The organism is Aquimarina sp. BL5, from assembly GCF_003443675.1.
Taxonomy (GTDB): domain Bacteria; phylum Bacteroidota; class Bacteroidia; order Flavobacteriales; family Flavobacteriaceae; genus Aquimarina.
Genome location: NZ_CP031963.1, coordinates 980,746 through 1,005,371, shown reverse-complemented (window position 1 = coordinate 1,005,371; position 24,626 = coordinate 980,746). Strand labels below are relative to the sequence as shown.

Genomic DNA, 24,626 nt, shown 5'->3' with positions numbered 1-24,626 from the left:
TGTTTTTCTGTTTTTCTTAGTATTTACAACATACTTTTAAAATGTAAAATAGCTACATTTGTGTCTTAATCTTTATTTATAAATGATTTTAAAGGGTCTTAAAAAAAATGCGCTAAAAAAAAGCATTGAATCTCATATAAAAAAAAGAAAGTCTCTTGCAAAAGAGGTTTCTGGTATAAAAAGTTTGGCAGTTCTAATAGATGCTTCGCAATCTGTGAATGTGCTATCAGTAGTTAAACTGGCTAATGAATTAGGAGTTAAATCAGAACGACTAAAAGTAATGGGATATAAAGAAGATCAGAAAGAAATTTCTGATGATAAGGATGCAGCATATTATAATGATAAGAGTTTTGGTGTAAATGGATCTGTTAAAAGTAATTCGCTAAATGACTTTATAAATAATGATTATGATGTTTTGATTAGCTTCTATTCAGAAAGTAAGTTAGAACTGGATTATGTGGCTGCAGCGTCAAAAGCCAAGTTCAAAGTTGGCTTTGCAGAAATTGATAATCGCATTAATGATTTAGTGATAGGTGCTGCTAACCAAAATATAAATCTTTTTATTTCCGAATTAAAAAAATATTTAAAAATTTTACAGATAATATAATATGAGTGCTTTTCTGAAAGGAACTGGCGTAGCTTTGGCAACGCCTTTTAATAGTGATGGATCAATTGATTTTGCAGGAGTTGGATCGTTAGTTGAATTTTGTATTGATGGTGGAGTAGAGTATCTGGTAGTTTTGGGGACTACCGCAGAGTCCGTAACACTAACAAAAGAAGAAAAAAAGAGTTTAGTAGCACATATTGTAAAAATAAATAATAAAAGGTTGCCACTTATGATAGGTATTGGTGGCAATAATACTGCAGCTATTCTTCAGGAGATGAAGGATACAGATTTGTCTGATTTTGATGCTGTATTATCGGTAGTTCCTATGTATAATAGACCAAGTCAGGAAGGTATTTATCAGCATTACAAGACGATTAATGATCAAGCTTCATTACCGATTTTGTTATATAATGTTCCATCAAGAACCGGTACTAATATGACTGCCGAAACTACACTTAGACTTGCACAATTGGATAAGATTGTAGGAATCAAAGAAGCAACAGGAGATTTTACTCAGGTGCTTAAGATTCTTAAAGATCGACCAAAAGACTTTCTCGTTATTTCTGGAGATGATGCTTTGGCATTGCCCGCTGTCGCAGCTGGAGGAGATGGAGTGATTAGTGTTGTCGGTCAAGGTTTTCCAAAAGAATTTTCTGAAATGATCCGTTTAGGACTTTCTGGAGAAACAAAAAAAGCATTTGAAATACTTTATAAAATGCTGCCAATTTTGGATTACGCTTTTGAAGAAGGTAATCCAGCCGGAATCAAGAATATTTTAAAGGTAAAAGGAATTTGTGAAGATTATTTACGATTACCTTTAATTTCAGTTTCTAAGAATTTGGCTTACAAGATAGAAGAATTCGTAAATAATAACTAATAGGCTTTTATGGCTAAAAGAATTAAAGACCCTGGAATTGGTTTATCTTCTGATGAACAAGCTAAACGGTTTATTAATTCAGATGGTTCTTTTAATATTAAACATGTTAATAGACGTACTTCTATTTCCAGAAGTTATAACTATTTAATTAGTATTACCTGGACACAGTTTTTTGGTTGGGTTCTATTAGGATATGTATTGATAAATTCCTTTTTTGCAATAATATATACCCTGATAGGAATCTCTGCGATTGCAGAACCTACAGGAAGCTTATTTAGAGATTTCCTAAAGGCATTCTTCTTTTCAGCTCAGACGGTAACTACTGTAGGATATGGTGCTATGGCACCGACGGGAGTTATTTTTGGTGTGATTTCTTCTTTTGAAGCTTTAATTGGATTATTAAGTTTTTCCTTTATTACCGGTTTACTGTATGGAAGGTTTTCTAAGCCTAAATCGAGTATTAGGTTTAGTGATATTATGGTGGTTAGAGAACATAAAGGAGTGGATTGTATTATGTTTAGATTAATGAGTAGAAGTACGAATGTGATGATTCGTCCCAAAGTGGAAATGACGTTAGCGTTATCTCAGAAGTCTAAAGACAAAAAGTATATCAATAATTTTTATAATCTAAAATTAGAAAGAAACGAAATTACATATTTACCAACCACTTGGACAGTGGTTCACCCAATTAATGAATCCAGCCCTCTAAATGAGTTTCGTAGAGAAGATTTATCTAGGTTACATGGAGAAATCTTAATATTGGTGACCTATTATGACGAGTCTTTTGCACAAGAACTCCATCAGGTACATTCATATATATTAAGTAATTTAAAATTGGATGAGGCATTTGTTCCGGCATTTCATTATGATGAAGATGGATTCACTATTTTAGATCATGATAAAATTGGTAAAACAAAAAATTATAAATCAGATAGTTAAGCTTGATTCTTTTTTCTTTTTTATTTTGCAACAAGCAGCCATTTATTTAGTTATTTAATAGATGAATTAAAGTTTTTGTAATACGGTAGAAATATCTATTTTTGCCAGATGTTTTTTTAAGATATGAAGAGATTATTGTTTTTGCTGATTTTTGTGTTAACCCTTGGTTCTTGTAGTGAATACCAAAGAGTGCTAAAAGAGGAAGAAGTTGGCCCTAAATATAAGTTAGCAGAGGAATTATATAAAGAAGGGAAGTATAAAAAGGCATTACGTCTTTTTGAACAAATAGTTCCTCAGTTTAGAGGTAAGCCTCAAGCGGAAAGAGTAATGTATTATTATTCTGATACATATTATAATTTAGAAGATTATTATCTAGCTGGATATCAGTTTGAAAGATTTGCTAAATCTTATCCTAATAGTGAGAAAAGAGAAGAAGCTTCATATAAAGGAGCGAAGAGCTATTATTATTTATCACCTAGATATAGTTTAGATCAAAAAGAAACAGATGAAGCTTTAGAGAAACTCCAAACCTATATCAATACGTTTCCAGAAAGTGAAAACCTTGATGAGGCGAATAAACTAGTAGCGGAACTAAGAAATAAAAAAGAGAAGAAGGCTTTCGAGATTGCAAAGCAATATCATCATAGAGAAAATTATAAAGTAGCGATTAATGCTTTCGATAATTACTTAATTGATTATCCTGGATCTGCTTTTAGAGAAAAAGCATTATATTACAAGCTAGAATCACAGTACTTATTGGCTATTGGTAGTTATGAGGTTTTTGTAAAAGAAAGATTAGAAGTAGCTAATGATTTTTACAATAATTATAAGAAATATTTTAAAGAAGGTGAGTTTACTGCCAATGCTGAAGAAATATCAGAAGATATAAAAACAAGATTAGAAAAATATAAATAGAAAATATAGGAGAAGATGGATTTGAAAAAAAGTAATGCCCCAGTAAATACTACTACTATTGATAAGAATTTAGTAGATCAACCTACAGATAATATTTATGAGGCTATTTCTGTAATATCTAAGAGAGCTAATCAAATTAATACAGATATTAAAAAAGAGCTTTTAGAGAAATTAGATGAATTCGCAACATATAATGATAGTCTTGAAGAGATCTTTGAAAACAAAGAACAAATCGAAGTTTCTAAGTTCTATGAAAGATTACCTAAGCCTCATTCTTTAGCTGCTCAAGAGTGGTTAGATGGTAAGATATATTACAGAAATACTAAGACAGATTCAGAATCTCTATAAGTATCTATAAGCATGTCATCGATATTAGGCGGTAAAAAGATTTTAATAGGTGTTACCGCTGGTATTGCTGCGTATAAAACAGCTGCCTTGGTGCGTCTTTTTATTAAAAATGGCGCAGAAGTAAAGGTAGTAATGACTCCTAAGGCAAAAGATTTTGTAACTCCACTTACGCTTTCTACTTTATCCAAGAATCCTGTTTATTCTTCTTTTTATGATGAAGAAGATGAGAATGCAGAATGGAATAATCATGTAGAACTCGGACTTTGGGCAGACTTAATGGTAATAGCTCCAGCTACAGCCAATACATTATCCAAAATGTCAACAGGAAATAGTGATAATTTATTGTTGGCAACGTATTTATCGGCTAAATGTCCAGTTTATTTTGCACCTGCAATGGATTTGGATATGTATAAACATCCATCTACTCACGAAACCTTTAGTAAACTTCTAGCGTTCGGAAATATAATGATCCCTGCAGAATCTGGCGAACTGGCAAGTGGATTAGTGGGACAAGGAAGAATGGCCGAACCTTCTACTATTGTTAGTTTTATAGAAAAAGATATTCTAGGAAAACTTCCTTTAAAAGGGCAGAGGGTATTGATAACTGCAGGTCCTACATATGAAGCCATTGATCCTGTAAGATTTATTGGAAATCATTCTAGTGGAAGAATGGGAATAGAGTTGGCTACATCTGCAGCTAATTTGGGAGCACAAGTAACATTGGTTTTAGGACCATCTTCATTAAAAGTAACACACGATTTTATTACAGTTGTACCTGTTGTCAGTGCAGCATCTATGTACGAAGCTGTCGCAAAAGAATTTGATGATTGCGATATTGCAATTGCATCAGCTGCAGTTGCTGATTATAGACCAAAAGTTATATCGAATCAGAAAATAAAAAAATCAGATACTAGTTTTTCTATAGAATTAGAGCGTACCACGGATATTCTTAAATGGATGGGGTCTGTGAAAAAAGATCAATTTTTAGTTGGATTTGCCCTGGAAACAGAAAATGAAGAAGAAAACGCAAAAAACAAACTAGAAAAGAAAAATTTGGATCTCATTGTTCTTAATTCGCTTAATGATAAAGGAGCAGGATTTAAAGGACAAACTAATAAAGTAACTCTGATTAATCATAAATTAGAAATTAAAGCGTTTGAACTAAAAACCAAGACAGAGGTTGCACTAGATATTTTTAATGAAATTAATGAACTACGCAATGCATAAACTTATTCTTTTTATTACAATTTTATGTGGTATTGGACTTAGTGCCCAAGAATTTAATGCTACTGTAGTAGTTAATGCTGAGCAAACAGGAAATCCTAATTTGCAAGTTTTTAAAACGTTAGAAAGATCTGTAACAGAGTTTGTTAATAATACCAAGTGGACTGAATTAGAGTACCGAACAGAAGAAAGAATAGATTGTAGTTTTTTTATTAATATTCTAAGTAATACCAACGATAATTTCTCTGCTACCATACAAGTGCAAGCATCACGACCTGTATATGGCTCAAGTTATAAGACAACGATTTTAAATATTAACGATAAGCAGTTTAATTTTAATTATCTGGAGTTTCAGCCTTTGAATTATAATCCTAACAATTATGAATCTAATCTTATTTCTGTAGTTGCTTTTTATTTGTATACTATTTTAGGAGTGGATGCAGATACTTATGAATTGAATTCAGGAACTGATTATTATCAAGAGGCTAAAAATATAGTGAATAATGCCCAGGGAAGTAATACCTTAGGATGGAATGGGCAAGACGGTGCACAAACGCGATTTAGGCTTAATGATGATTTATTATCAGGTACTTTTGATGGATATAGATCAGCGTTGTACACATATCACAGAGAAGGTCTTGATATTATGAATAACGATCTAAAAAAAGGAAAAGAGTCTATTCTAGAATCAATGAAAACATTAGAGGGTATGCATAGAACCAGGCCTAATTCTTATATAATGAGAGTGTTTTTTGATGCTAAAGCTGATGAGGTGTCTGGAATTCTTTCAGGAGGTCCTTCACTTAATATTGCCGAGACGATGGCAATACTCGGAAGAATAGCTCCAACCTATACAAGTAACTGGTCAGAGATAAAGTTTTAAGATTTTCTTTTGTGTAATCTTTTTAAAAACTATAGTATATTTACTTCCTTTAATAATAACAAAATATCATCATCTTTTGCTTAGAAGTCTTTCGATAAAAAACTTCGCCTTAATTGAACAATTACAAGTTTCTTTTGATACTGGTTTGATTACAATTACCGGAGAAACAGGAGCAGGTAAATCTTTGCTATTAGGTGCTTTGGGTCTTTTACTTGGTAAAAGAGCTGATCTTAGTAGTGTAAAAGATAATTCCGTAAAATGTAGTATTGAGGGAGTTTTTGATATAAAAAAATATGATCTAGAATCACTTTTCGAAGAAGAGGATTTAGACTACGAGGTAGAAACCATCATTAGAAGAGAAATTTTACCTTCTGGAAAATCTAGAGCATTTATTAATGATACACCTGTTACGCTACATTCTTTAAATAGATTAGGTCTTCGTTTAATTGATATTCATAGTCAGCATCAAACATTAGAAGTAACGACCAATGATTTTCAATTCGATGTATTAGATGCACTGTCAGAATCTAATAGAGAAATACAATCTTATAAACGAGGTTTGTCGCTGTTAAAACAAAAAGAAAAAGAAGAAAAAGTGTTGTTAGATAGTCAACAAGAATTGACTAAAGAGCATGATTATAATTCCTTTTTGTTAAATGAGTTGGAAGAGGCAAAGCTCAAACCTGGAGAATTATCTGAGCTGGAAGAGCGTTATGAAACACTCATTAATATTGAAGAAATACAGGAACGATTATCTGGTTCTGTTTCTTTAATTTCTTCAGAAGAGGTTGGAGCTGGTGATCTTTTGAATACCATAAAAACTAATATTTCTAAAGTAGCTCCATATTCTGGAACATTAAAAGAACTGTCCGATAGAATTCAGAGTGTATACATCGAGATAGAAGATATTAATGATTCATTACAGAATGAGTTAGAGCGATTAGAAGCAGATCCTGAACAATTAGAAGAAGTTGGTCAACGGTTACAGATGATACATAATCTTCAGACTAAACATACGGTCTCATCGGTAGAGGAACTTATAAAAATTAAAGAAGAGCTTCAGGGAAAAGTTTCAAAAACAGAGTCTCTGTCAGGAGATATTGAAAATGTAAGACGAGAGATAGAAACAACAAAAGCTCAATTAGATGAAGTTGCTATCAAAATTCATAAGAAAAGGACGAAAGCATTACCAAAATTAGTGTCGGAATTAGAAGATATTCTAAAATCACTAGGCATGGTTAATGCCAGTTTTAAAACCTCATTAACGTTACAAGAAAAGTATCTTTCTAATGGGAAAGAAGTGTTGGAATTTTTGTTCTCGGCAAATAAAGGGGGGGCTTTTGGAGAATTAAAGAAAGTTGCTTCTGGTGGAGAGCTTTCTAGAATTATGATCGGTATAAAGGCAATACTCTCTAGGTATACGCAATTACCAACTATTATTTTTGATGAAATAGATACAGGAGTTTCTGGAGAGATAGCACATAAGATGGCAGATTTGATGATGGCGATGAGTAAAAATTTACAGGTTTTCAGTATCACGCATTTACCGCAGATAGCTGCTAATGGGCAGAGTCAGTATAAGGTTTTTAAGGAAGACATAAATAATACTACTGTTACTAGATTGAAGTTATTAAATAATGAAGATAGAATTCGAGAAATTGCAGAAATGATAGGAGGTAAGAATATTTCTGATTCTGCTTTGACTCACGCAAAATCATTATTACATTATCAAAAGTAAAATTGGTTTAGGTCGTTTTATTATCTTTACCATTCATAAAATCATTTATAATTTACTATTAAATGTCATATAATTTATTAAAAGGTAAAAGAGGTATAATTTTCGGTGCGCTTGATGAAAATTCGATAGCCTGGAAAACAGCAGAACGTGTTTTTGAAGAGGGAGGTACTTTTGTACTTACGAATGCTCCCGTTGCCATGCGAATGGGAACTATTAAGGAGTTAGCAGAAAAAACCAATTCTCAGATAATACCAGCGGATGCTACCTCTTTAGAAGATCTGGAAAATCTTGTTGAAAAATCAGTGGAGATATTAGGCGGAAAACTTGATTTTGTACTACATTCTATTGGGATGTCTGTTAATGTTAGAAAAGGTCGTCACTACACGGACTTAAATTATGATTGGAGTGAAAAAGGATGGGATGTATCTGCATTATCATTTCATAAAACAATGCAAACATTGTATAAGAAGGAAGCAATGAATGAATGGGGAAGTATTGTTGCTCTTACCTATATGGCTGCTCAGCGAGTATTTCCTGATTACAATGATATGGCAGATAACAAAGCATATCTAGAATCGATAGCACGTAGTTTTGGGTATTTCTTTGGTCGTGATAAGAAAGTGAGAGTTAATACCATTTCTCAATCTCCCACAGCTACAACTGCAGGGAAAGGAGTAAAAGGATTTGATGGATTTATAGAATATGCCGATAAAATGTCTCCATTAGGTAATGCTTCTGCAGATGATTGTGCAGATTATACAATCACATTGTTTTCGGATTTAACCAAAAAAGTAACACTACAAAATCTATATCATGATGGAGGATTCTCTAATATGGGAGTTAGTCAGATGGTTATGGAAAAGTTTGTAGACGAAGAATAGTAGTTTACTGGGAATATATTTTATAAAAAGCTCAACTCTGGCAGAATTGAGCTTTTTAATTTTAATCTTTTGTATGTGATAGTACTTCGTTATGAAGCTTTGAGATGCAATAACTACTGGCTTTTTCTTGATTTTATCATAACATAACTACGGTGAAATCAAAAAAATAGATAACGAAGTAATAGTATTGGCAGTAACTCACAGATGAAATAGATTTTCTATTACATACAATAGGTTTAATACGGTTATTATTTATAAGTTACTAAAACCTTGTTATAATACGATGTTAGGATTCTTTCGTTTATTTACCTTTGCTCTATGAATATCTCTTTTTCTTTTATTATTCCGGTATTTAATAGACCCAATGAAATACAGGAGTTGTTAGATAGTATGATATCCTTGGATTATGAGGAGCCATATGAAATAGTGATTATAGAAGATGGTTCATCGGAAACATCGGAACATGTGATTAAAAAATATGATGATAAATTAGATATTAGTTATTATCAGAAGTTAAATACAGGTCCTGGAGATTCTCGTAATTACGGCATGGGTAAGGCAAAAGGGAACTACTTTTTGATTCTGGATAGTGATGTGCTATTACCTTCTGATTATCTTAATAAGGTAGAAGATTTTTTATCAAAAAACTTTGTTCATTGTTTTGGAGGTCCGGATGATGCGCACAAGGATTTTTCTGATTTGCAAAAAGCTATAAGCTTTAGTATGACTTCATATCTTACCACTGGCGGTATTAGAGGAAGAAAGAATACATTAGGTAAATTTCAACCTCGAAGTTTTAATATGGGGATATCCAAAGAAGCTTTTGAGGTGTCTAATGGTTTTGGAAATATTCATCCTGGCGAAGACCCTGATCTCACTATAAGGCTTTGGAAACTTGGTTATAAAACTGCATTGATACCAAATGCTAAAGTTTTTCATAAGCGAAGAATTTCTTGGGATAAATTTTATGTACAGGTTAATAAATTTGGATTGGTTAGGCCAATTCTTAATTTATGGCATCCTGAGACAGCAAAAATTACATATTGGTTTCCTACGCTGTTTATGGGGTATACATTATTTTCTTTGATTACTGTTTTTATAGGATATTGGTATTTTTTAGCATTATGGTTGCTCTATTTTGTTGTTATTTTTGTGAATGCGACAATATATTACGGTAGTTTGTCCATAGGTTTAAAGTCGGTTATGGCAGTGTTGGTGCAATTTTATGGATATGGGAAAGGATTCCTAAAATCTTATTATTATATTCATCTATTGAAAAAGGTTCCTGAACAGAAATTTAAAAAACTGTTTTTTTCAAAGTAATGCCTATGTCTAAAACTAAATTGAGTAGATTTTCTTTAAAAAGAAATAATGTCAAAACGTTTCTGTTTTTTTTGGCATTCACCTCTGTTCTATGGCTTTTTATACAGTTTTCTAAAAATTATACGAAAGAAGTAGCGTTTGATGTTCAGTATATCAATTTACCAGACGATAGAATTTTGGACGAGAATAGTGATCAAGATCTAAAACTAACACTTAATGGTAATGGTTTTAGGTTGATGAACTATACTTGGAGTAAGCCTTCATTAAAATTTGATATAGCAAATGCGACGGGTGCTAAAGTAAATGACTATTACTTTTATTTAGGCGAAGCAAACCAATCACTAAAAGATAAATTAAATTTTAAAGGCAGGGTACTTTCTGTCCAAAAAGATACCTTAAGGGCGATATTAGATATTAATTTAAAAAAGAAAATTCCAATACGATTAACAAAAGAAATCCAATATGCTCCTGGATATGGTAGTGATGAAGGAGTTGTTCTTTCTCCGGATTCAATTATGATTAGTGGGCCTAAAAGAATCATAGATACAATACATCAAGTAACGACCGAAAATCTTGAACTCGATGGAGTAAATACAGATTACAAAAAAATATTATCAATTAAGATCGATAGTTTACCTCCAAGAATTCAAGTCGTTCCAAAAGAAGTAGAAGCAAATATTTTAGTCAGTAAGTTTACTGAAGGAAGTCAGGAAATCCCAATTACATTAATAAATATTCCTGATGGTAGGGAGATTAAGATTTTCCCTAAAGAAGTAAAAGTAGTGTATAGAGTGGGACTTGACAAGTATAATGAAATTAATCAAAGAGATTTTAAGGTAATAGCAGACTATAATAAGTTGGCAGAGGATAGTTCTTTCTTAATTCTGGAATTAATAGATATGCCAACATCGATTCATGATGTGCGCTTACAAGATAAACAGGTACAATTCGTAATTCTAAATTAAGTGTGAAAGTAATAGGGCTGACAGGAGGAATAGGAAGCGGTAAATCAACGGTTGCGAAGATGTTTGCCGAACTCGGAGTGCCTATATATATAGCGGATGATGAAGCTAAAAAATTGATGAATGAAGACGTTGGGGTAAAGAACCATATTATAGATCTGTTAGGCGTGAATTCATATACTGAACAAGAATTAAATCGCTCATTTATTGCAGATAAAGTTTTTAATAATAAGGAACTTCTAGAAAAACTAAATGCTATAGTACATCCGGCAGTGGCTACCCATTTTACTAAATGGAAGAGTAAGCAAAAGTCTGAGTATGTAATAAAAGAAGCGGCTATACTATTCGAAAATGACAGTTATAGACAATGTGATTATACAATTCTCGTAACTGCTCCTAAAGAAATAAGAATAGAAAGAGTTTTAAAAAGAGATAATACGACAAGATTGCAGGTTCTTGCAAGAATGAAGAATCAATGGGAAGACTCTAAAAAGACCCCATTAGCAGATTTTGTAATTATTAATACGAATTTAGAGGAAACTTGGCTTCAAATTAAAAAAATCCATAATAAACTCACCCTTTAATTGTGTTATTTTTCCAATCTTTCATTTTGTTAACATTTGGTTAAACCCTAAAGTAGCTAAATGTTAAAGTCTTACTTTTGACCTATGAATAAAAGGTTATTCGCATTGCTGATCCTCTTGATGAGTTTGTCATTAATAGGGATTATTTTTGTTCAGGGTTATTGGATTCAGAATACGGTAGAGAATAACAGAGAGCAGTTTTCTTTTAACGCAAAACAAATATTGATTTCTGTTTCTAATAAGATTGAGTATAGGGAGTTTGAAGAAATGTATTATCCCTTACAGGAGATTTTGGATAGTATTAAGGAACCTGATAATAAAACAATACAGCAGCTCTTAGACATAGGTTTTGATAAAGGGTCATTTGCTTTTGGAGATGGTGTTCTAGAAGAAGATTCTAAACTGTTTTCTTCTTTTATAGACTTTAATATTGATACTGTAAGATTAAAAGATATACTGAATCGAAATGCAGAATTAGTAGAGGATAAGGAGCAGAGTAATCAGACGAAACAAAGATCAAAATCAAAACTAGATAGATTGAGTGCTCTTACCGATTTGCATAGACGTGACTATGAAATTGTTATTGATCAACTGGCAAATTTTATTCCTATACATCGTAGGGTAAAAAAAGAAGAGGTTGAAAGGTTACTCAAAAAAGAATTGGCTGAGAGGGATATGAAGGTTGATTTCGAGTATGCTATATATAGTAATGCTTTAGCTACTCGAGTACGTTCTGATGATTTTAGTGCAAACGAAAGTGATGGTAATACATTTGCTGTACCTCTTTTTGTGAATAATGAAGATGGTTCGAGTCTGTATCAGTTATATGTAAACTTTACAGGTAAGAATAGATATATATTATCGACTATAAAAGGAATGGCAATTTTGTCAATTATTTTTACGTTGGTTATAGTAGTAGCATATTCAAGTGCTTTATCTCAATTGTTACAACAAAGACAGATATCGCAAATAAAGACAGATTTCATTAATAATATGACTCATGAGCTTAAAACGCCAATCGCTACAATTAATCTTGCATTAGATGCTGTTAAAAACCCTAAAATAGCTAACGATCAAGAAAAAGTGAACCGTTACATGACCATGATTCGTGAAGAGAATAAGAGGATGCTGACGCAGGTAGAAAATGTATTGAGGATATCGCAACTCGAAAAAAATGAATTAAATATAAAGAAGGAACGTTTAGAATTGCATGATATAATAGAAGATGCAATAACACATGTTTCTCTAATTGTAGAAGATAGAGAAGGTTATATAAAGACACATTTAGGAGCGCTTAAATCTAGTATATTGGCTAATGATAGTCATATGACTAATGTGATAGTTAATGTATTAGACAATGCAATAAAATACTCAGAAGGTGCGCCTAAAATAGATATATATACAGAAAATGTAAAAAATAGTATTGTTTTAAAGATACGTGACCAAGGAGTTGGAATGAGTAAAGTAGCCCAGAAAAAGATTTTCGAGAAGTTCTTTAGAGAACATACCGGAGATTTACATAACGTTAAAGGTCACGGACTGGGTTTGACATACGTAAAAAGAATTATAGACGACCATCATGGTCAAATATGGGTGGAGAGTGAACGGGGAAAAGGCTCCACATTTATTACTAAATTACCGTTAATATCTTAAAATATGGAAACAGAGAACAAAAAGATTTTGCTTGTCGAAGATGATCCGAATTTTGGTACAGTACTAAAGGATTATCTTGTTATGAATGACTATGATGTTGTACATGCTAAAAATGGGATGGAAGGCTTCGAAAAATTCAAAAAGGATGATTACGATATGTGCATCCTGGATGTAATGATGCCTTACAAGGATGGATTTACGTTAGCAAAAGAAATTAGGGATAAAAATGAGGAAGTTCCTATCATCTTCTTAACGGCAAAAGCTATGAAGGAAGATGTACTTAAAGGATATAAAGTAGGAGCTGATGACTATCTAAATAAGCCATTTGATAGCGAAGTCTTATTGATGAAAATACAGGCAATCATGCAACGTAAGAGTACAGAATCTGTTGCTGATAGTAAACAATTTGAGTTTAAAATAGGAGGATTCCATCTTAATTCTAAACTTAGATTTCTAACTTTTAGAGAAGAGGATCCTATAAAACTATCTCCTAAAGAGAATGAATTATTACGCCTTTTAGCATTACATCTTAATGATCTGATGCCTAGAGAGCTAGCGCTAACCAAAATATGGAGAGATGATAATTATTTTACTTCTCGAAGTATGGATGTATATATTGCTAAGCTTAGAAAGTATTTAAAGAAAGATGAAAATGTGGAAATTCTAAATATCCACGGAGAAGGGTTTAGGCTTGTTGTACGAAGTGACGAATCTTAGATAACAAACGGTAACTAATTATAGATAAAATCGCTATGAATTTTCTTCATAGCGATTTTTTGATATATGATAGTACCGATTCGAGATTGTATAAATAATCAAACCATTCTATTTCTAGATCTTTTCTAAACCAGGTTAGTTGTCTCTTGGCAAAACGTCTGGTGTTTTTCTTGATTTCAGAAATTGCAAAATCTAGATCCCAGGTTCCTTCTATGAAATTAAAGATTTCTTTATACCCTACAGTGTTTAAGGCGTTTAATGATTTGTATGAATATAGCTGCTTTACTTCATCAAGTAATCCTTCTTTGACCATTATATCTACTCTTTCATTTATTCTGTCATAAATAATCGACCTTTCTGCAGTAATGCCTATTTTGATAACATTAAACGGACGCTTTTTTGGAGTTTTAGTAATAAACGAAGAGTAGGGCTTGCCACTGCTAATACAAACTTCTAAGGCTCTCATAACCCTATGTGTGTTGTGGATGTCTACTCTTTCGAAATATAAAGGATCTAATGTTTTTAATTGTTGTTGTAAACTTTCGATTCCTTCAGTGTCATATTGCTTTTTCAAAGTTTTTCTAACATCTTCGTATATTTCTGGAAAGCTATCCAGTCCTTTAGTGACTGCATCTACATATAACCCAGAGCCACCAACTAAGATTACAAATTCATTTTTTTCGAAAAGTGTATTCAGTGTATCTAAAGCATCTTTTTCAAAATCACCAACAGAGTAGAGTTCCTCTACGCTTTTATGTTGAATAAAATGATGTTTGGCTTGTTGTAGCTCATTAAGACTGGGAACAGCTGTACCAATACACATTTCTTTATAAAATTGTCTACTATCTGCAGAAACAATTTCACATTTTAGATGATTCGCTAGTTGGATACTTAAGCTTGTTTTTCCTATCGCAGTAGGGCCTACAATTACAATTAATGTATTAGTCATTAAATAAAGTATGTCCGCAATTATGACAATATTTAGCTCCATCTTGATGTTTACTAGCGTTACAACTAGAACAAACTTGAGAGTTAATATTAACGATTGTTGCCTTTTGTCCTGCAGCATATTCTGCACTTACTATTCCTGTTGGTACCGCAATAATTCCATATCCCATAATCATAATAAGAGCAGCGAGTAATTGACCAACGGGAGTAACAGGTGCAATATCTCCATAACCTACAGTAGTTAGTGTTACAATGCACCAATAAACACTTATAGGGATGCTTTTAAAACCACTTTCTTCTCCTTCTATAATATACATTAGTGTGCCTGCGATAATACAAACAACGACCACAGCGAATAAAAAAACTAAGATCTTAGCTCTACTGTCTCTAATTGCTTTTGCTAAATTATTTGAAGCACCTAAGTATCTAGAAATTTTTAATATTCTGAATATTCTAAGTAATCTTAACGCTCTTACTGTCAAAAGGGCACTGGATCCAACAATAAAAAATGAAAGGTAAAGAGGTATGGTCGATAAGAGATCAATAATTCCATAGAAACTAAATATATATTTAGAAGGCCTTTTTATTGATATGATTCTAGCTATATATTCGAATGAAAAAAATATAGTAATAACCCATTCTGCATAGTATAGAAAATCATAAGTCTTTTCGGGAAGACCTTTTACACTTTCTATCATTACAAAAATGATACTCAGTAGAATAAGCATTAAAAGAACCACATCAAAAATTTTACCTAATGGTGTGTCGGCTTCATAAATAACTTCGTGCAGCCTGTCTTTCCAGTTTCTCATCTGTAGCTTCTGATTCAAAATTTATTATTTCAACGAAAATACTAAAAAATTAGCTAGTTTTTTTTATCGTGATTACAGTGTTATTTTCCATATCTACTATTAAATTGAAGAATTCTTTCAAAGAACCATAGTAGTCCACAGGGTAATAAGAAGATAAAAATGAAATGATATGATTAATCTGCAGCTTGTTACCTAGTAATTTAAAGTTTAAACTTAGTTTTCCTGATTTTCCTTGAAGTACATAATTTTGATTTTTGGGAATATCTAGAAACTGATAGTTATCAGGAATTTCAATTTGAACCATATAGGAATAAGAATCTTTATATCCGAAGTCAACAGGATAGGTTCTATCATTTAGTTTAAAAGGGTTTTCTTTAAAAAATGATTTCGTAAATGGTTTTAGATAAATGATATCTTCAATCTGTTCTATCGATTTGGTAAAATTAACTTCCTCAATGAACGGTTTTTCTAAATCATCCTCGTTTTGTAATGATGCTTCTGATACCATAAGATTTTCATCATCGTTTAGAATCTTATCCAAGTATTTTTCTTTAGGTACTTTATCAAATGCTCTTCTTTTAGAATTTGCGTGATATCCGTTATACGTATATTTTGCTTCACCTTTTAATTTCGACTCATTAGTCAATGTGAGTCTTTCTCTGTAATAATGAGATGAACGACCTTTGGGTTTTATATCTATCCATGAGCTTCCTTTTTTGAAATCTAAAAGTCTAGCATATTGATTTAAACATCTAAAAGGAATTTGACCAAATGCTAAGGTTTTTTCTGTCGCATCTAGTAAATGAGTTTCCTGATCGATTGTTAATTGAATAATTAAGTAATTAAAATCGGTAAGTACTGGATGAATTTTGGTAGCATATCCGTTACTTCTGGTTGATAATAAAACTGGTTTCACACTAAAACCTTGTTCCTTGTATACGTTATGTAACAAGATGTTCATTTCTGCTACATTTCCAACTTTAGATTTTAGTATTTCTTTTATTTCAACATCTCTGAAAATACGATATTTGTCATTCCAGGTATAGTTATCGGTAATGTGTTTATAAATAGCCCTGGCTTTTTCTAAGCCAATTGGCATGGCTTTTATAGTTTCGGGGAGTACATTTTTAGTGGCATTTACTTTTTTAAGTTGTATTCCTATTGTTTTTTCGGTTCTTAGCTCTTTGTCTACATTTTTCCAAGTTTCAGTATATTTTTTATTAACTCCATCAAAACCTTTATATTCTTTAAGTTCATATTCTATGCGAGAAAAGTAATTCTTTTTGGCAGTCATATATTTCTCCTTTTTAAAGGCAGGAATATTCTTCATAATATATTGATTATGAGAGCAATCTGCTGTAGCGGTATTGCTTAGTTCAATACATTCCTTTTTTATAGAACTGTCTTCTGCATCTAGTTTTAGTGGACCGACTAATCTAATGTTGTAGACGTAATTTCCCGGAAGATCTGCAATACATTCGCTATACATTTTAGGGATGTCATCCTGAAAATCCCACCCATTGAAATTAAAAATAAAAGGAGATTCTGTTTGATAAGAATACGTAATAACAGAACCTGGTTTCACATTAGGAAAAGTGAATTTCACTAACGTATAACGCTCATTATATTTTTCTCTATATACTTTGTCTTCTTCTAGTTTCGTTTTTACGATTTTACCATTTTCTAGATTATGAGTAAATGCAATAAGATTTCTAAAGATTTCTTTCTTACTCTTATTCCTATATAAAAGCACTTCTATTGTACTCTTCTCGAACCCTTCTTTATTAAGAATTTTAATTTTCCCACTATAATCAGTTAATAAATTATAGTTCCCACCATTTTCTATTCTACTAAACCCTTTTTCATATATATAAAAAGCATTCGCTGTGGTGTCTTTTTCGTAGCGAGTTCCTTTTAAATCAGCTTGACTTACTACCAAGCTTTTGTAGTTATAGTTTTCCTGAGAGAAGCTTAAAAAGGAGATGGAGAGAAACAAAATTGATAAAAAGTACTTATGCATTAATTGTATTTTTGGTATATAATATTTAGTAGCTTTTAAGAGAGAAATGTTACTGCTTTGGATCTATTTTAATTTTATCTAATGAAACTACCTTTAGCTTTTTATGCTGTCTTACGTAACTTTGAATAATATGTTGAGCATTAGGATTGTGACCCATAGGAGTAATAATAGATCTTAAGATGTCAATATTATTAATCTGATGGTTAAGATTAAAATATCCAATTCCTTTAAATTCACCATCTTCTATTAGTATTACACTTTGTTCATCAATATCACGACCACGATCAATCACGATCATGTCCTTATTCTCAAAGGAATGATCAGAAATAAGTTCTTGTACACGTTTATTATATTCTACAATAGATTCGTCTTGAATACACGCACCATTACATTGTTTAATGGTATGATTAAAACAATTTTCTTTTCCTTTATCTAAGCCCATTAACTTTAGACATAGATTATATTCTTCGGTCCATCGATACATTAAAGATTTAGCCTGCTGTCTATTCGTAAATGTTGTAATACTGGGTTTACGTCCATCGATTTTGTTAACTTGTAGATTTACATAACCATTAGTGTCAGTAAATTGATACAAAGCCTGATCAAATTTGGTTCTTTTAAGTGATCGGTTATATTTGGGTCTATTAAGTTTTATCTCTTCATTTTCTTTTAACAGCGCTAATAGTTCACTTCCAGTAATCTCGTAAGTTACATTTGCTACTTCTTCCTGAATATTTTTTGATTTTCTGTTATCGTTAGTGAAATGCTGAGTAACTCGTTTTTTAATGTTTTTACTTTTTCCAATATATATAATGGTACCATCTTCTCGATGCATATAATAGACACCTGTTGTTGATGGAACATTTTCGATAAGTTTAAGTAGTTTGTCGTCTACTTTTTTCTTAGTATCCAAGCGGACAGTTTCTTTAAGAATATTTTTTTCTACATCCTTAGATAATAATAGTTTAAAGAGTTTTACAGTGGCCTGCGCATCTCCTGTAGCTCTATGTCTATCCGAAATAGCAATTCCTAAACTACGAACTAGTTTTCCGAGACTATAGGATTTTTGATCTGGAATCAGTTTTTGAGAAAGTTCTACCGTACAGAGTGACTGGCGTTCAAAATCAAAACCTAGTCTATCAAATTCGGTTCTTAAGATTCTATAGTCGAAAGATGCATTATGCGCCACGATAATACAATCTGTAGTGATTTCAACAATCCTTTTAGCTACTTCGTAAAATTTAGGAGCGTTACGAAGCATTTTATTATTTATCCCTGTTAAGTTAACAACAAATGGCTGTATTGGCTTTTCTGGATTAATCAAACTAATAAATTGATCAACTACTTTATGACCGTCAAATTTGTAGATCGCAATTTCTGTGATTCCTTCTTCATTATATTTTCCTCCTGTAGTTTCTATATCTAAAATTGCGTACATCATTCTTTTCTGGTGGGGTAGTCTTTATGTATTAGTTTATTTCTCGACCTAAAGTAACATTTTTTAATGACTATAATTTCTTGCACCAAAAATAGAACTTCCTATTCGTACCATAGTACTACCACATTCTATTGCAAGTTGGTAGTCTCCACTCATTCCAATTGATAGTGTTTTTAATGTAGGATGATCAGTTTTAAGTTTTTCAAAAAAGGATTGTATGTTGTTAAATTCGTTTTTGATTTGTTCTTTATTATCAGTAAAAGTAGCCATTCCCATTAAGCCTGTAATATTAATGTTAGCAAGCGATTTAACCTCTTGAGAGTTTAATAAACTTTCGGCTTCAGAAATATCGAGTCCAAATTTACTTTCTTCCTGAGCTATTTTGATCTGTAATAAACAATTGATTGTCCTATCATTTTTAACAGCTTGTTTATTGATTTCTTTTAAAAGCTTAAAACTATCAACAGCGTGAATAGTATCTACATACGGTGCCATGAATTTTACTTTATTAGTTTGTACATGACCGATCATATGCCAGGAAATATCTTTAGGCATTTCTTCCCATTTATTAGTCATTTCCTGAATCTTATTTTCTCCAAAAATTCTTTGTCCGGATTGATAAGCTTCCAGTATATCAGAAATAGGCTTCGTTTTAGATACAGCTACGAGAGTTACCTCTTCAGGAATTGTTTTGCGTATGTGTTTTAGGTTTTCCTTGATAGAATTCATAAGGGGCAAAGATACCTAAATTTACAAAAACTGAATTGTAATATAAGTTTTAGAAAGTATTAATTATAATTTAATTTCAAAATTCATAAATGGTAATACCACTTCTTAATTTTGGTTCTATATAAGTACTTTTAGGAGGCATCTTTAATCCTTCATCGGCTATTTTTTTGATTTGCTCTACGGCTGCGGGAAATAATCCGAAACCAACTTGGAATTCTCCTTGATCAATTTTACTTTTTACGTACACAATATCATTCTTCCCATGAGAATATTCAATTCGATTGTCGGTTCTAAGATCTTTGATGCCAAGAATAGGGTCTAATACAGTTTTAAATAGAATTTGTGCATCTAATTCTTCTAAGGCATCTGTAAATTCATAGATTGTTTTTCTAAGGTATAAAGAGTAAAACTCACCATCCAGATACATGCTGAAATGATGTGGTTGTGAGGGTTTGTACACTTCGATTCCTCGATTTTCTATTCTAAACCATTCATCTAACTGGATTAAAAACTCTTCTTTGGATAAGCCATTAAGATCTTTAATTAATCTATTAAATTCGTAAATTCTAAGGTCAGATTCAGGGATCAGATAACTCATAAAAAAGTTATAGGGTTCTGTTCCTTGATGTTCTGAATTGTCAGATGCTAGATCCTTTGCTAATAAATAAGAAGAGGCAGATCTATGATGTCCATCTGCGATATAAATAGTTTTCATCGTATCAAAAGCTGATTGAATTTTTTCAATACTTTCTTTATCATCCACTTTCCATACATAATGTGTGTCACGATAGGTAGTTGTAAATTCATATTCAGCTCTTTCTTGAGCAATTTTTTTAATTATTTGTGCAATTGTATCATTATCTGGATAGGTAAGAAGTACAGGTTCTGCATTGAATCCTACCGTTTTTAGGTATTGTTTGAAAGTGGTCTCTCGATCTGCTAAAGTATCTTCATGTTTTTTGATGATATCATTTTCATAATCTTCTGCACTTGCGGCTGCAATAATACCAGAGAAGGATTCTTTTTCACGATTCACAATCTTGTATATATAGAAACAGGGAGTTTCATCTTGCATAAAAATCTCATCCTCTTTAAATTCTAAATATCGATTGCGAACCAATTTATAACGCTCTTCTCCCGAAATTTCTTTGTGATACTTATAACCTGGATTGACAATGTGCAAAAAAGAGTAGGGGTTATAATCCATTCTAGAATCTCTTTCTACAGGAGTATAACTTTGATAGGAACGTGAAGCGATTAAGCTTACTTTATCTCTTGTAGGACGAACCGCTCTGAATGGATTTATTTTAGCCATTAATTCTCATTTATAAATTCTGTAGGATCTAAATATCCCTCTCTGTTTTCTGAATATCCGCCACCAATATCCATAAAGATATTATCTCTAAGCTCTAGATGTAAGTGTGCTAAATAAATACCATTAGCATTCCCTATAGTTGCTATCGACATTCCTTTTTTAACAAAATCTCCTTGTTTTACTTTTATGGTTTGACAATGAGCATACAAGGATTCATAATAGTTACCTTTATATTGATGAATGATACGTATTACGTTTCCCCAGCCACCACCAATATCTTCGGCAAAATATATATAGCCATTAGCTATTGAATAAATAGTATCGCCAAGATCAGAGTTACCACCACCAACACCGTTCCAGTCATCACCTAAATGATTATTGGTTCTAAACTTTTGAGCGTTATAATAACCACGTCCATTTGGTTTGCCTACCGGAAAGTCAAAATCTATGGCAATAAACTCGTTATAGTCGTTAAAAAGAGCGTTGTATTTGGCGTACTTATCTTGGGTGTCTATTGAAATTTTATTTTTCAACAAGAGTGTGTCTTCTGGCTTACAGAATAGAGAAAATAATACTATTATTGTAATAGAGAGAAACACTTTCATATAGTAAATTTACGTCAACCAACAACTAAAAATACGCTACACAAACTGCTTCGCTACTTTCTCAGCTTTTCTGCTTTCTGAATAGTCATAAAAACCTTCACTACTTTTTACACCTAATTTACCAGCCATTACCATGTTTACTAATAGAGGGCAAGGAGCGTATTTAGGATTTTTGAAACCATCATACATTACGTTAAGGATGGAAAGACATACGTCTAATCCAATAAAATCTGCTAATTGTAATGGTCCCATAGGATGCGCCATCCCTAGTTTCATTACCGTATCAATCTCAGAAACTCCAGCAACTCCATTGTATAACGTTTCAATAGATTCATTGATCATTGGCATTAGGATTCTGTTAGCTACAAATCCAGGATAGTCATTTACTTCCACAGGAACTTTTCCTAAAGTTTTAGACATTTCCATGATCGTATTAGTAACTTCATCCGATGTGTTGTATCCTCTAATGATCTCTACTAATTTCATAATAGGAACTGGGTTCATAAAATGCATACCAATTACCATATCAGGTCTTTTAGTAACTGCGGCGATCTGTGTGATAGAGATAGAAGAAGTGTTTGTAGCCAGAATTGTATCTTCCGAACAAGCTTCACTTAAGTCCTTAAATATTTTTAGTTTTAAATCAACATTTTCGGTTGCTGCTTCGACTACTAATCCAGCATATTCAACACCTTCTTTGATACTGGTGTAAGTAGAAATATTTCCGAGTGTTGCTTCTTTATCAGCTTCAGAAATTTTTTCTTTGGCAATCATCCTGTTCAGATTCTTTGTGATGGTTGCTAATCCTTTGTCCAGGGATTGCTGAGAAATATCAATTAATTGAACTTTAAAACCTTTTTGTGCAAAAGTATGAGCAATACCATTTCCCATGGTTCCAGCTCCAATTACTGCTATGTTTTTCATTAGTAAATTTATAATTTATGTCATTTCCGCGTAGGCGGAAATCTATTGTTGTTTATTGTTTAAAAATAAATTCTCCTTCGTTATTTATTTTAGGAAATTCAAAATCCTTTTCTACGTCAAAAGCACTGTAAATAGCCCTACAAGATGCATAACAAACAGTCATCAAATTCGTATCCACATCCATCCATTTAAACTCTTTTACAGATATAGAATAGTTAGAATGTATTTTTCCAGATATATGTTGTTCAAAAGCCAGTCGAACTCCTAACTCAATAGCAACATTCCAATAAGTTGCTTCATTTTTTTCATAAAAGAACTCTAATCCTTTATTTGAAGGAACGATTTCTAATGTAATCATACAAAAATAACCTCTTCCGTTAATTTGCTTTTTGATTGTATGACTTCCCTGCTTTCTGATATCTTTATTTTTGCCTAAAACACCCTATAATCTGTAACGCTACTTCTAATGCTTTTTTACCTTGAGTTAAGGATACGATTGGAGTAGTATTATTATTAATAGCATCCGCAAAAGTATCTAATTCATCTAGTATCGCATTATTAGACGGAACTTCGGGGTTATCAAAATAGATTTGTTTTTTTACACCTTCCGCATTTTGTAAAATCATATCAAAATCACCAGGTTGTTCCGGAGCATCTTTCATCTTTACAACTTCACATTTTTTCTCAAAGAAATCTACAGAGATATAGGCATCTTTCTGAAAAAACCTTGCTTTTCGCATGTTTTTTAATGAAATACGACTTGCAGTAAGGTTTGCGACACATCCATTTTCGAATTCAATTCTAGCATTTGCGATATCTGGTGTTTCACTAATTACAGAAACTCCACTTGCGCTAATATGTTTTACATTAGAATGTACTACACTAAGAATCGCATCGATGTCGTGAATCATTAGATCTAATACTACAGGAACATCGGTTCCACGAGGATTAAATTCTGCCAGTCTATGCGCTTCAATAAACATAGGGTTATCGATCTTATTTGCAACAGCTGTATATGCAGGATTAAAACGCTCTACATGACCTACCTGACCTTTTACTTTATGTGCATTGGCTAATTCTATAAGCTTTTCTGCTTCTGTTACGGTATTGGTGATTGGTTTTTCTATAAAAACGTGTTTTCCAGCTTCTATAGCTTGTTTTGCAACTTCAAAATGTGCGAAAGTTGGTGTTACGATATCTACAACATCCACAGCATTAATTAATTCTTCAACAGAATTAAATAGTTGGTAACCAAACTCTTCTGCAATAGCTTTTGCTTGTTTGTCACTGGCATCATAGAAACCAATGAGTTCATATTTTTCGGATTGTTCCAGGAGACGTAGGTGAATTTTTCCAAGGTGTCCTGCGCCAAGTACTCCGGCTTTGAGCATAATTCAAGATTTTACACAAAAATAGTATTATTTATAAATTCTAAATCTTAATTCTATCTAAAATGTAAAATAATCAGTTTAATGCTAAAATTGTTCTTTATTCTTTAAAATCTTTATGTAATTTTAGCCTGTTAATCTACCCTAATGAAATCTAAAGATACATTAAAACACGCTGGTAAAAGAAAACAGCTCGTCGATGTGCTAACCGACAAAGGAATTAAAGATTCATCCGTTCTTGCGGCTATCAATAAGATTCCTAGGCATTTATTTATGGATTCCGGTTTTGATGACCATGCATATCAAGATAAAGCATTCCCAATTGGTGCGGATCAAACGATTTCTCAACCTTATACCGTTGCCTTTCAGTCAGAATTGTTAGAAATAGAGCGAGGAGATAACGTATTAGAAATAGGAACAGGTTCAGGATATCAAACAGCTGTTTTATGTGAGTTAGGCTGCAAGGTATATAGTATAGAAAGACAACAAGAACTTTTTAAAAAGACAAAGTTGTTTTTACCTAAATTAGGATATCGTCCTAAGCATCTATCTTTTGGAGATGGTTATAAAGGGTTGCCAGAATACGCACCGTATAAAGGTATTATTGTCACGGCAGGAGCTCCATATGTTCCAAAACCATTACTTGCTCAATTGGAAATAGGAGGTAGGTTAGTGATTCCTGTGGGCAACGATCCACAAGTAATGACTTTGTTTATTCGTAAAAGTGAAACTAAATTCGAAAAGCACGAGTTTGGAGAGTTTCGCTTTGTTCCTTTGTTAGAGGATAAGAATTAGA

At 32.3% G+C, this 24,626-nt stretch carries 25 protein-coding genes; 15 read left to right on the top strand and 10 right to left on the bottom strand.

From position 1 onward, the window contains the following. Positions 1-82: 82 nt before the first annotated feature. The 14 genes from D1818_RS04475 (at position 83) to D1818_RS04410 (ending at position 13,651) form a co-directional block, all read left to right on the top strand. Positions 83-607 carry a hypothetical protein gene (locus D1818_RS04475; protein ID WP_233558586.1) on the top strand — a complete coding sequence of 175 codons (525 nt, stop codon included), beginning with the start codon at positions 83-85 and terminating at the stop codon, positions 605-607. A 1-nt stretch (position 608) separates the two neighbouring features. Then, the gene (dapA, locus tag D1818_RS04470; RefSeq protein WP_118456599.1) at positions 609-1,484 is read left to right on the top strand and encodes a 4-hydroxy-tetrahydrodipicolinate synthase; all 876 of its coding nucleotides are present in this window, start codon (positions 609-611) and stop codon (positions 1,482-1,484) included. 9 nt (positions 1,485-1,493) lie between these two features. Continuing rightward, a complete protein-coding gene (locus tag D1818_RS04465; protein ID WP_118456598.1) occupies positions 1,494-2,423 on the top strand; it encodes an ion channel in 930 nt (309 codons plus the stop codon). 123 nt (positions 2,424-2,546) lie between these two features. Continuing rightward, a complete protein-coding gene (locus D1818_RS04460; RefSeq protein WP_118456597.1) occupies positions 2,547-3,338 on the top strand; it encodes an outer membrane protein assembly factor BamD in 792 nt (263 codons plus the stop codon). Between the two features lie 15 nt (positions 3,339-3,353). Then, positions 3,354-3,686 (top strand): DNA-directed RNA polymerase subunit omega, encoded by a 333-nt coding sequence (locus tag D1818_RS04455; RefSeq protein WP_118456596.1) that lies wholly within the window; start codon positions 3,354-3,356, stop codon positions 3,684-3,686. A gap of 12 nt (positions 3,687-3,698) precedes the next feature. Then, positions 3,699-4,913 carry a bifunctional phosphopantothenoylcysteine decarboxylase/phosphopantothenate--cysteine ligase CoaBC gene (gene coaBC, locus D1818_RS04450; RefSeq protein WP_118456595.1) on the top strand — a complete coding sequence of 405 codons (1,215 nt, stop codon included), beginning with the start codon at positions 3,699-3,701 and terminating at the stop codon, positions 4,911-4,913. After that, entirely contained in the window at positions 4,906-5,793 is an 888-nt protein-coding gene (locus tag D1818_RS04445) for a DUF4835 family protein (protein ID WP_118463492.1), read from the top strand. The genes coaBC and D1818_RS04445 overlap by 8 nt, the downstream gene beginning before the upstream one ends. A gap of 76 nt (positions 5,794-5,869) precedes the next feature. Continuing rightward, the gene (gene recN / locus D1818_RS04440) at positions 5,870-7,531 is read left to right on the top strand and encodes a DNA repair protein RecN (RefSeq protein WP_118456594.1); all 1,662 of its coding nucleotides are present in this window, start codon (positions 5,870-5,872) and stop codon (positions 7,529-7,531) included. Between the two features lie 62 nt (positions 7,532-7,593). Continuing rightward, a complete protein-coding gene (locus D1818_RS04435) occupies positions 7,594-8,412 on the top strand; it encodes an enoyl-ACP reductase (protein ID WP_118456593.1) in 819 nt (272 codons plus the stop codon). Between the two features lie 318 nt (positions 8,413-8,730). After that, a complete protein-coding gene (locus D1818_RS04430; RefSeq protein ID WP_118456592.1) occupies positions 8,731-9,735 on the top strand; it encodes a glycosyltransferase family 2 protein in 1,005 nt (334 codons plus the stop codon). 5 nt (positions 9,736-9,740) lie between these two features. Then, positions 9,741-10,700, top strand: a complete 960-nt coding sequence (locus D1818_RS04425) for a YbbR-like domain-containing protein (RefSeq protein ID WP_158596966.1) — start codon at positions 9,741-9,743, stop codon at positions 10,698-10,700. Positions 10,701-10,702: 2 nt separating this feature from the next. Then, the gene (gene coaE / locus D1818_RS04420) at positions 10,703-11,281 is read left to right on the top strand and encodes a dephospho-CoA kinase (RefSeq protein WP_118456590.1); all 579 of its coding nucleotides are present in this window, start codon (positions 10,703-10,705) and stop codon (positions 11,279-11,281) included. Positions 11,282-11,365: 84 nt separating this feature from the next. After that, positions 11,366-12,934, top strand: a complete 1,569-nt coding sequence (locus tag D1818_RS04415) for a sensor histidine kinase KdpD (protein WP_118456589.1) — start codon at positions 11,366-11,368, stop codon at positions 12,932-12,934. 3 nt (positions 12,935-12,937) lie between these two features. After that, the gene (locus D1818_RS04410; RefSeq protein WP_027393600.1) at positions 12,938-13,651 is read left to right on the top strand and encodes a response regulator transcription factor; all 714 of its coding nucleotides are present in this window, start codon (positions 12,938-12,940) and stop codon (positions 13,649-13,651) included. A 46-nt stretch (positions 13,652-13,697) separates the two neighbouring features. Here the strand turns inward: D1818_RS04410 and miaA are convergent, their stop codons facing one another. From miaA to D1818_RS04360, 10 genes are all read right to left on the bottom strand, one after another. Next, positions 13,698-14,600 (bottom strand): tRNA (adenosine(37)-N6)-dimethylallyltransferase MiaA, encoded by a 903-nt coding sequence (miaA, locus tag D1818_RS04405; protein WP_118456588.1) that lies wholly within the window; start codon positions 14,598-14,600, stop codon positions 13,698-13,700. Further along, a complete protein-coding gene (locus D1818_RS04400) occupies positions 14,593-15,411 on the bottom strand; it encodes an ion transporter (RefSeq protein WP_118456587.1) in 819 nt (272 codons plus the stop codon). The genes miaA and D1818_RS04400 overlap by 8 nt, the downstream gene beginning before the upstream one ends. Before the next feature lie 49 nt (positions 15,412-15,460). Next, a complete protein-coding gene (locus D1818_RS04395) occupies positions 15,461-17,431 on the bottom strand; it encodes a DUF3857 domain-containing protein (RefSeq protein WP_118456586.1) in 1,971 nt (656 codons plus the stop codon). Between the two features lie 49 nt (positions 17,432-17,480). Then, positions 17,481-18,869, bottom strand: a complete 1,389-nt coding sequence (locus D1818_RS04390; RefSeq protein WP_118463489.1) for an exonuclease domain-containing protein — start codon at positions 18,867-18,869, stop codon at positions 17,481-17,483. Between the two features lie 63 nt (positions 18,870-18,932). After that, on the bottom strand, positions 18,933-19,598 hold the full coding sequence (locus D1818_RS04385; RefSeq protein ID WP_118456585.1) for a YggS family pyridoxal phosphate-dependent enzyme: 666 nt from the start codon (positions 19,596-19,598) through the stop codon (positions 18,933-18,935). Between the two features lie 76 nt (positions 19,599-19,674). Next, on the bottom strand, positions 19,675-20,913 hold the full coding sequence (locus D1818_RS04380; protein ID WP_118456584.1) for a DUF1015 domain-containing protein: 1,239 nt from the start codon (positions 20,911-20,913) through the stop codon (positions 19,675-19,677). Then, complete coding sequence (locus tag D1818_RS04375) at positions 20,913-21,518, bottom strand: M23 family metallopeptidase (protein WP_118456583.1); 606 nt, start codon at positions 21,516-21,518, stop codon at positions 20,913-20,915. The genes D1818_RS04380 and D1818_RS04375 overlap by 1 nt, the downstream gene beginning before the upstream one ends. Positions 21,519-21,554: 36 nt before the next feature. Beyond that, positions 21,555-22,442, bottom strand: a complete 888-nt coding sequence (locus D1818_RS04370) for a 3-hydroxybutyryl-CoA dehydrogenase (RefSeq protein ID WP_118456582.1) — start codon at positions 22,440-22,442, stop codon at positions 21,555-21,557. Between the two features lie 52 nt (positions 22,443-22,494). Beyond that, entirely contained in the window at positions 22,495-22,800 is a 306-nt protein-coding gene (locus D1818_RS04365) for a hypothetical protein (RefSeq protein WP_118456581.1), read from the bottom strand. A 64-nt stretch (positions 22,801-22,864) separates the two neighbouring features. Further along, on the bottom strand, positions 22,865-23,833 hold the full coding sequence (locus D1818_RS04360; protein ID WP_118456580.1) for a Gfo/Idh/MocA family protein: 969 nt from the start codon (positions 23,831-23,833) through the stop codon (positions 22,865-22,867). 144 nt (positions 23,834-23,977) lie between these two features. Between D1818_RS04360 and D1818_RS04355 the strand changes: the two genes are divergently transcribed. Beyond that, positions 23,978-24,625, top strand: a complete 648-nt coding sequence (locus tag D1818_RS04355; protein WP_118456579.1) for a protein-L-isoaspartate(D-aspartate) O-methyltransferase — start codon at positions 23,978-23,980, stop codon at positions 24,623-24,625. Position 24,626: the final 1 nt, after the last annotated feature.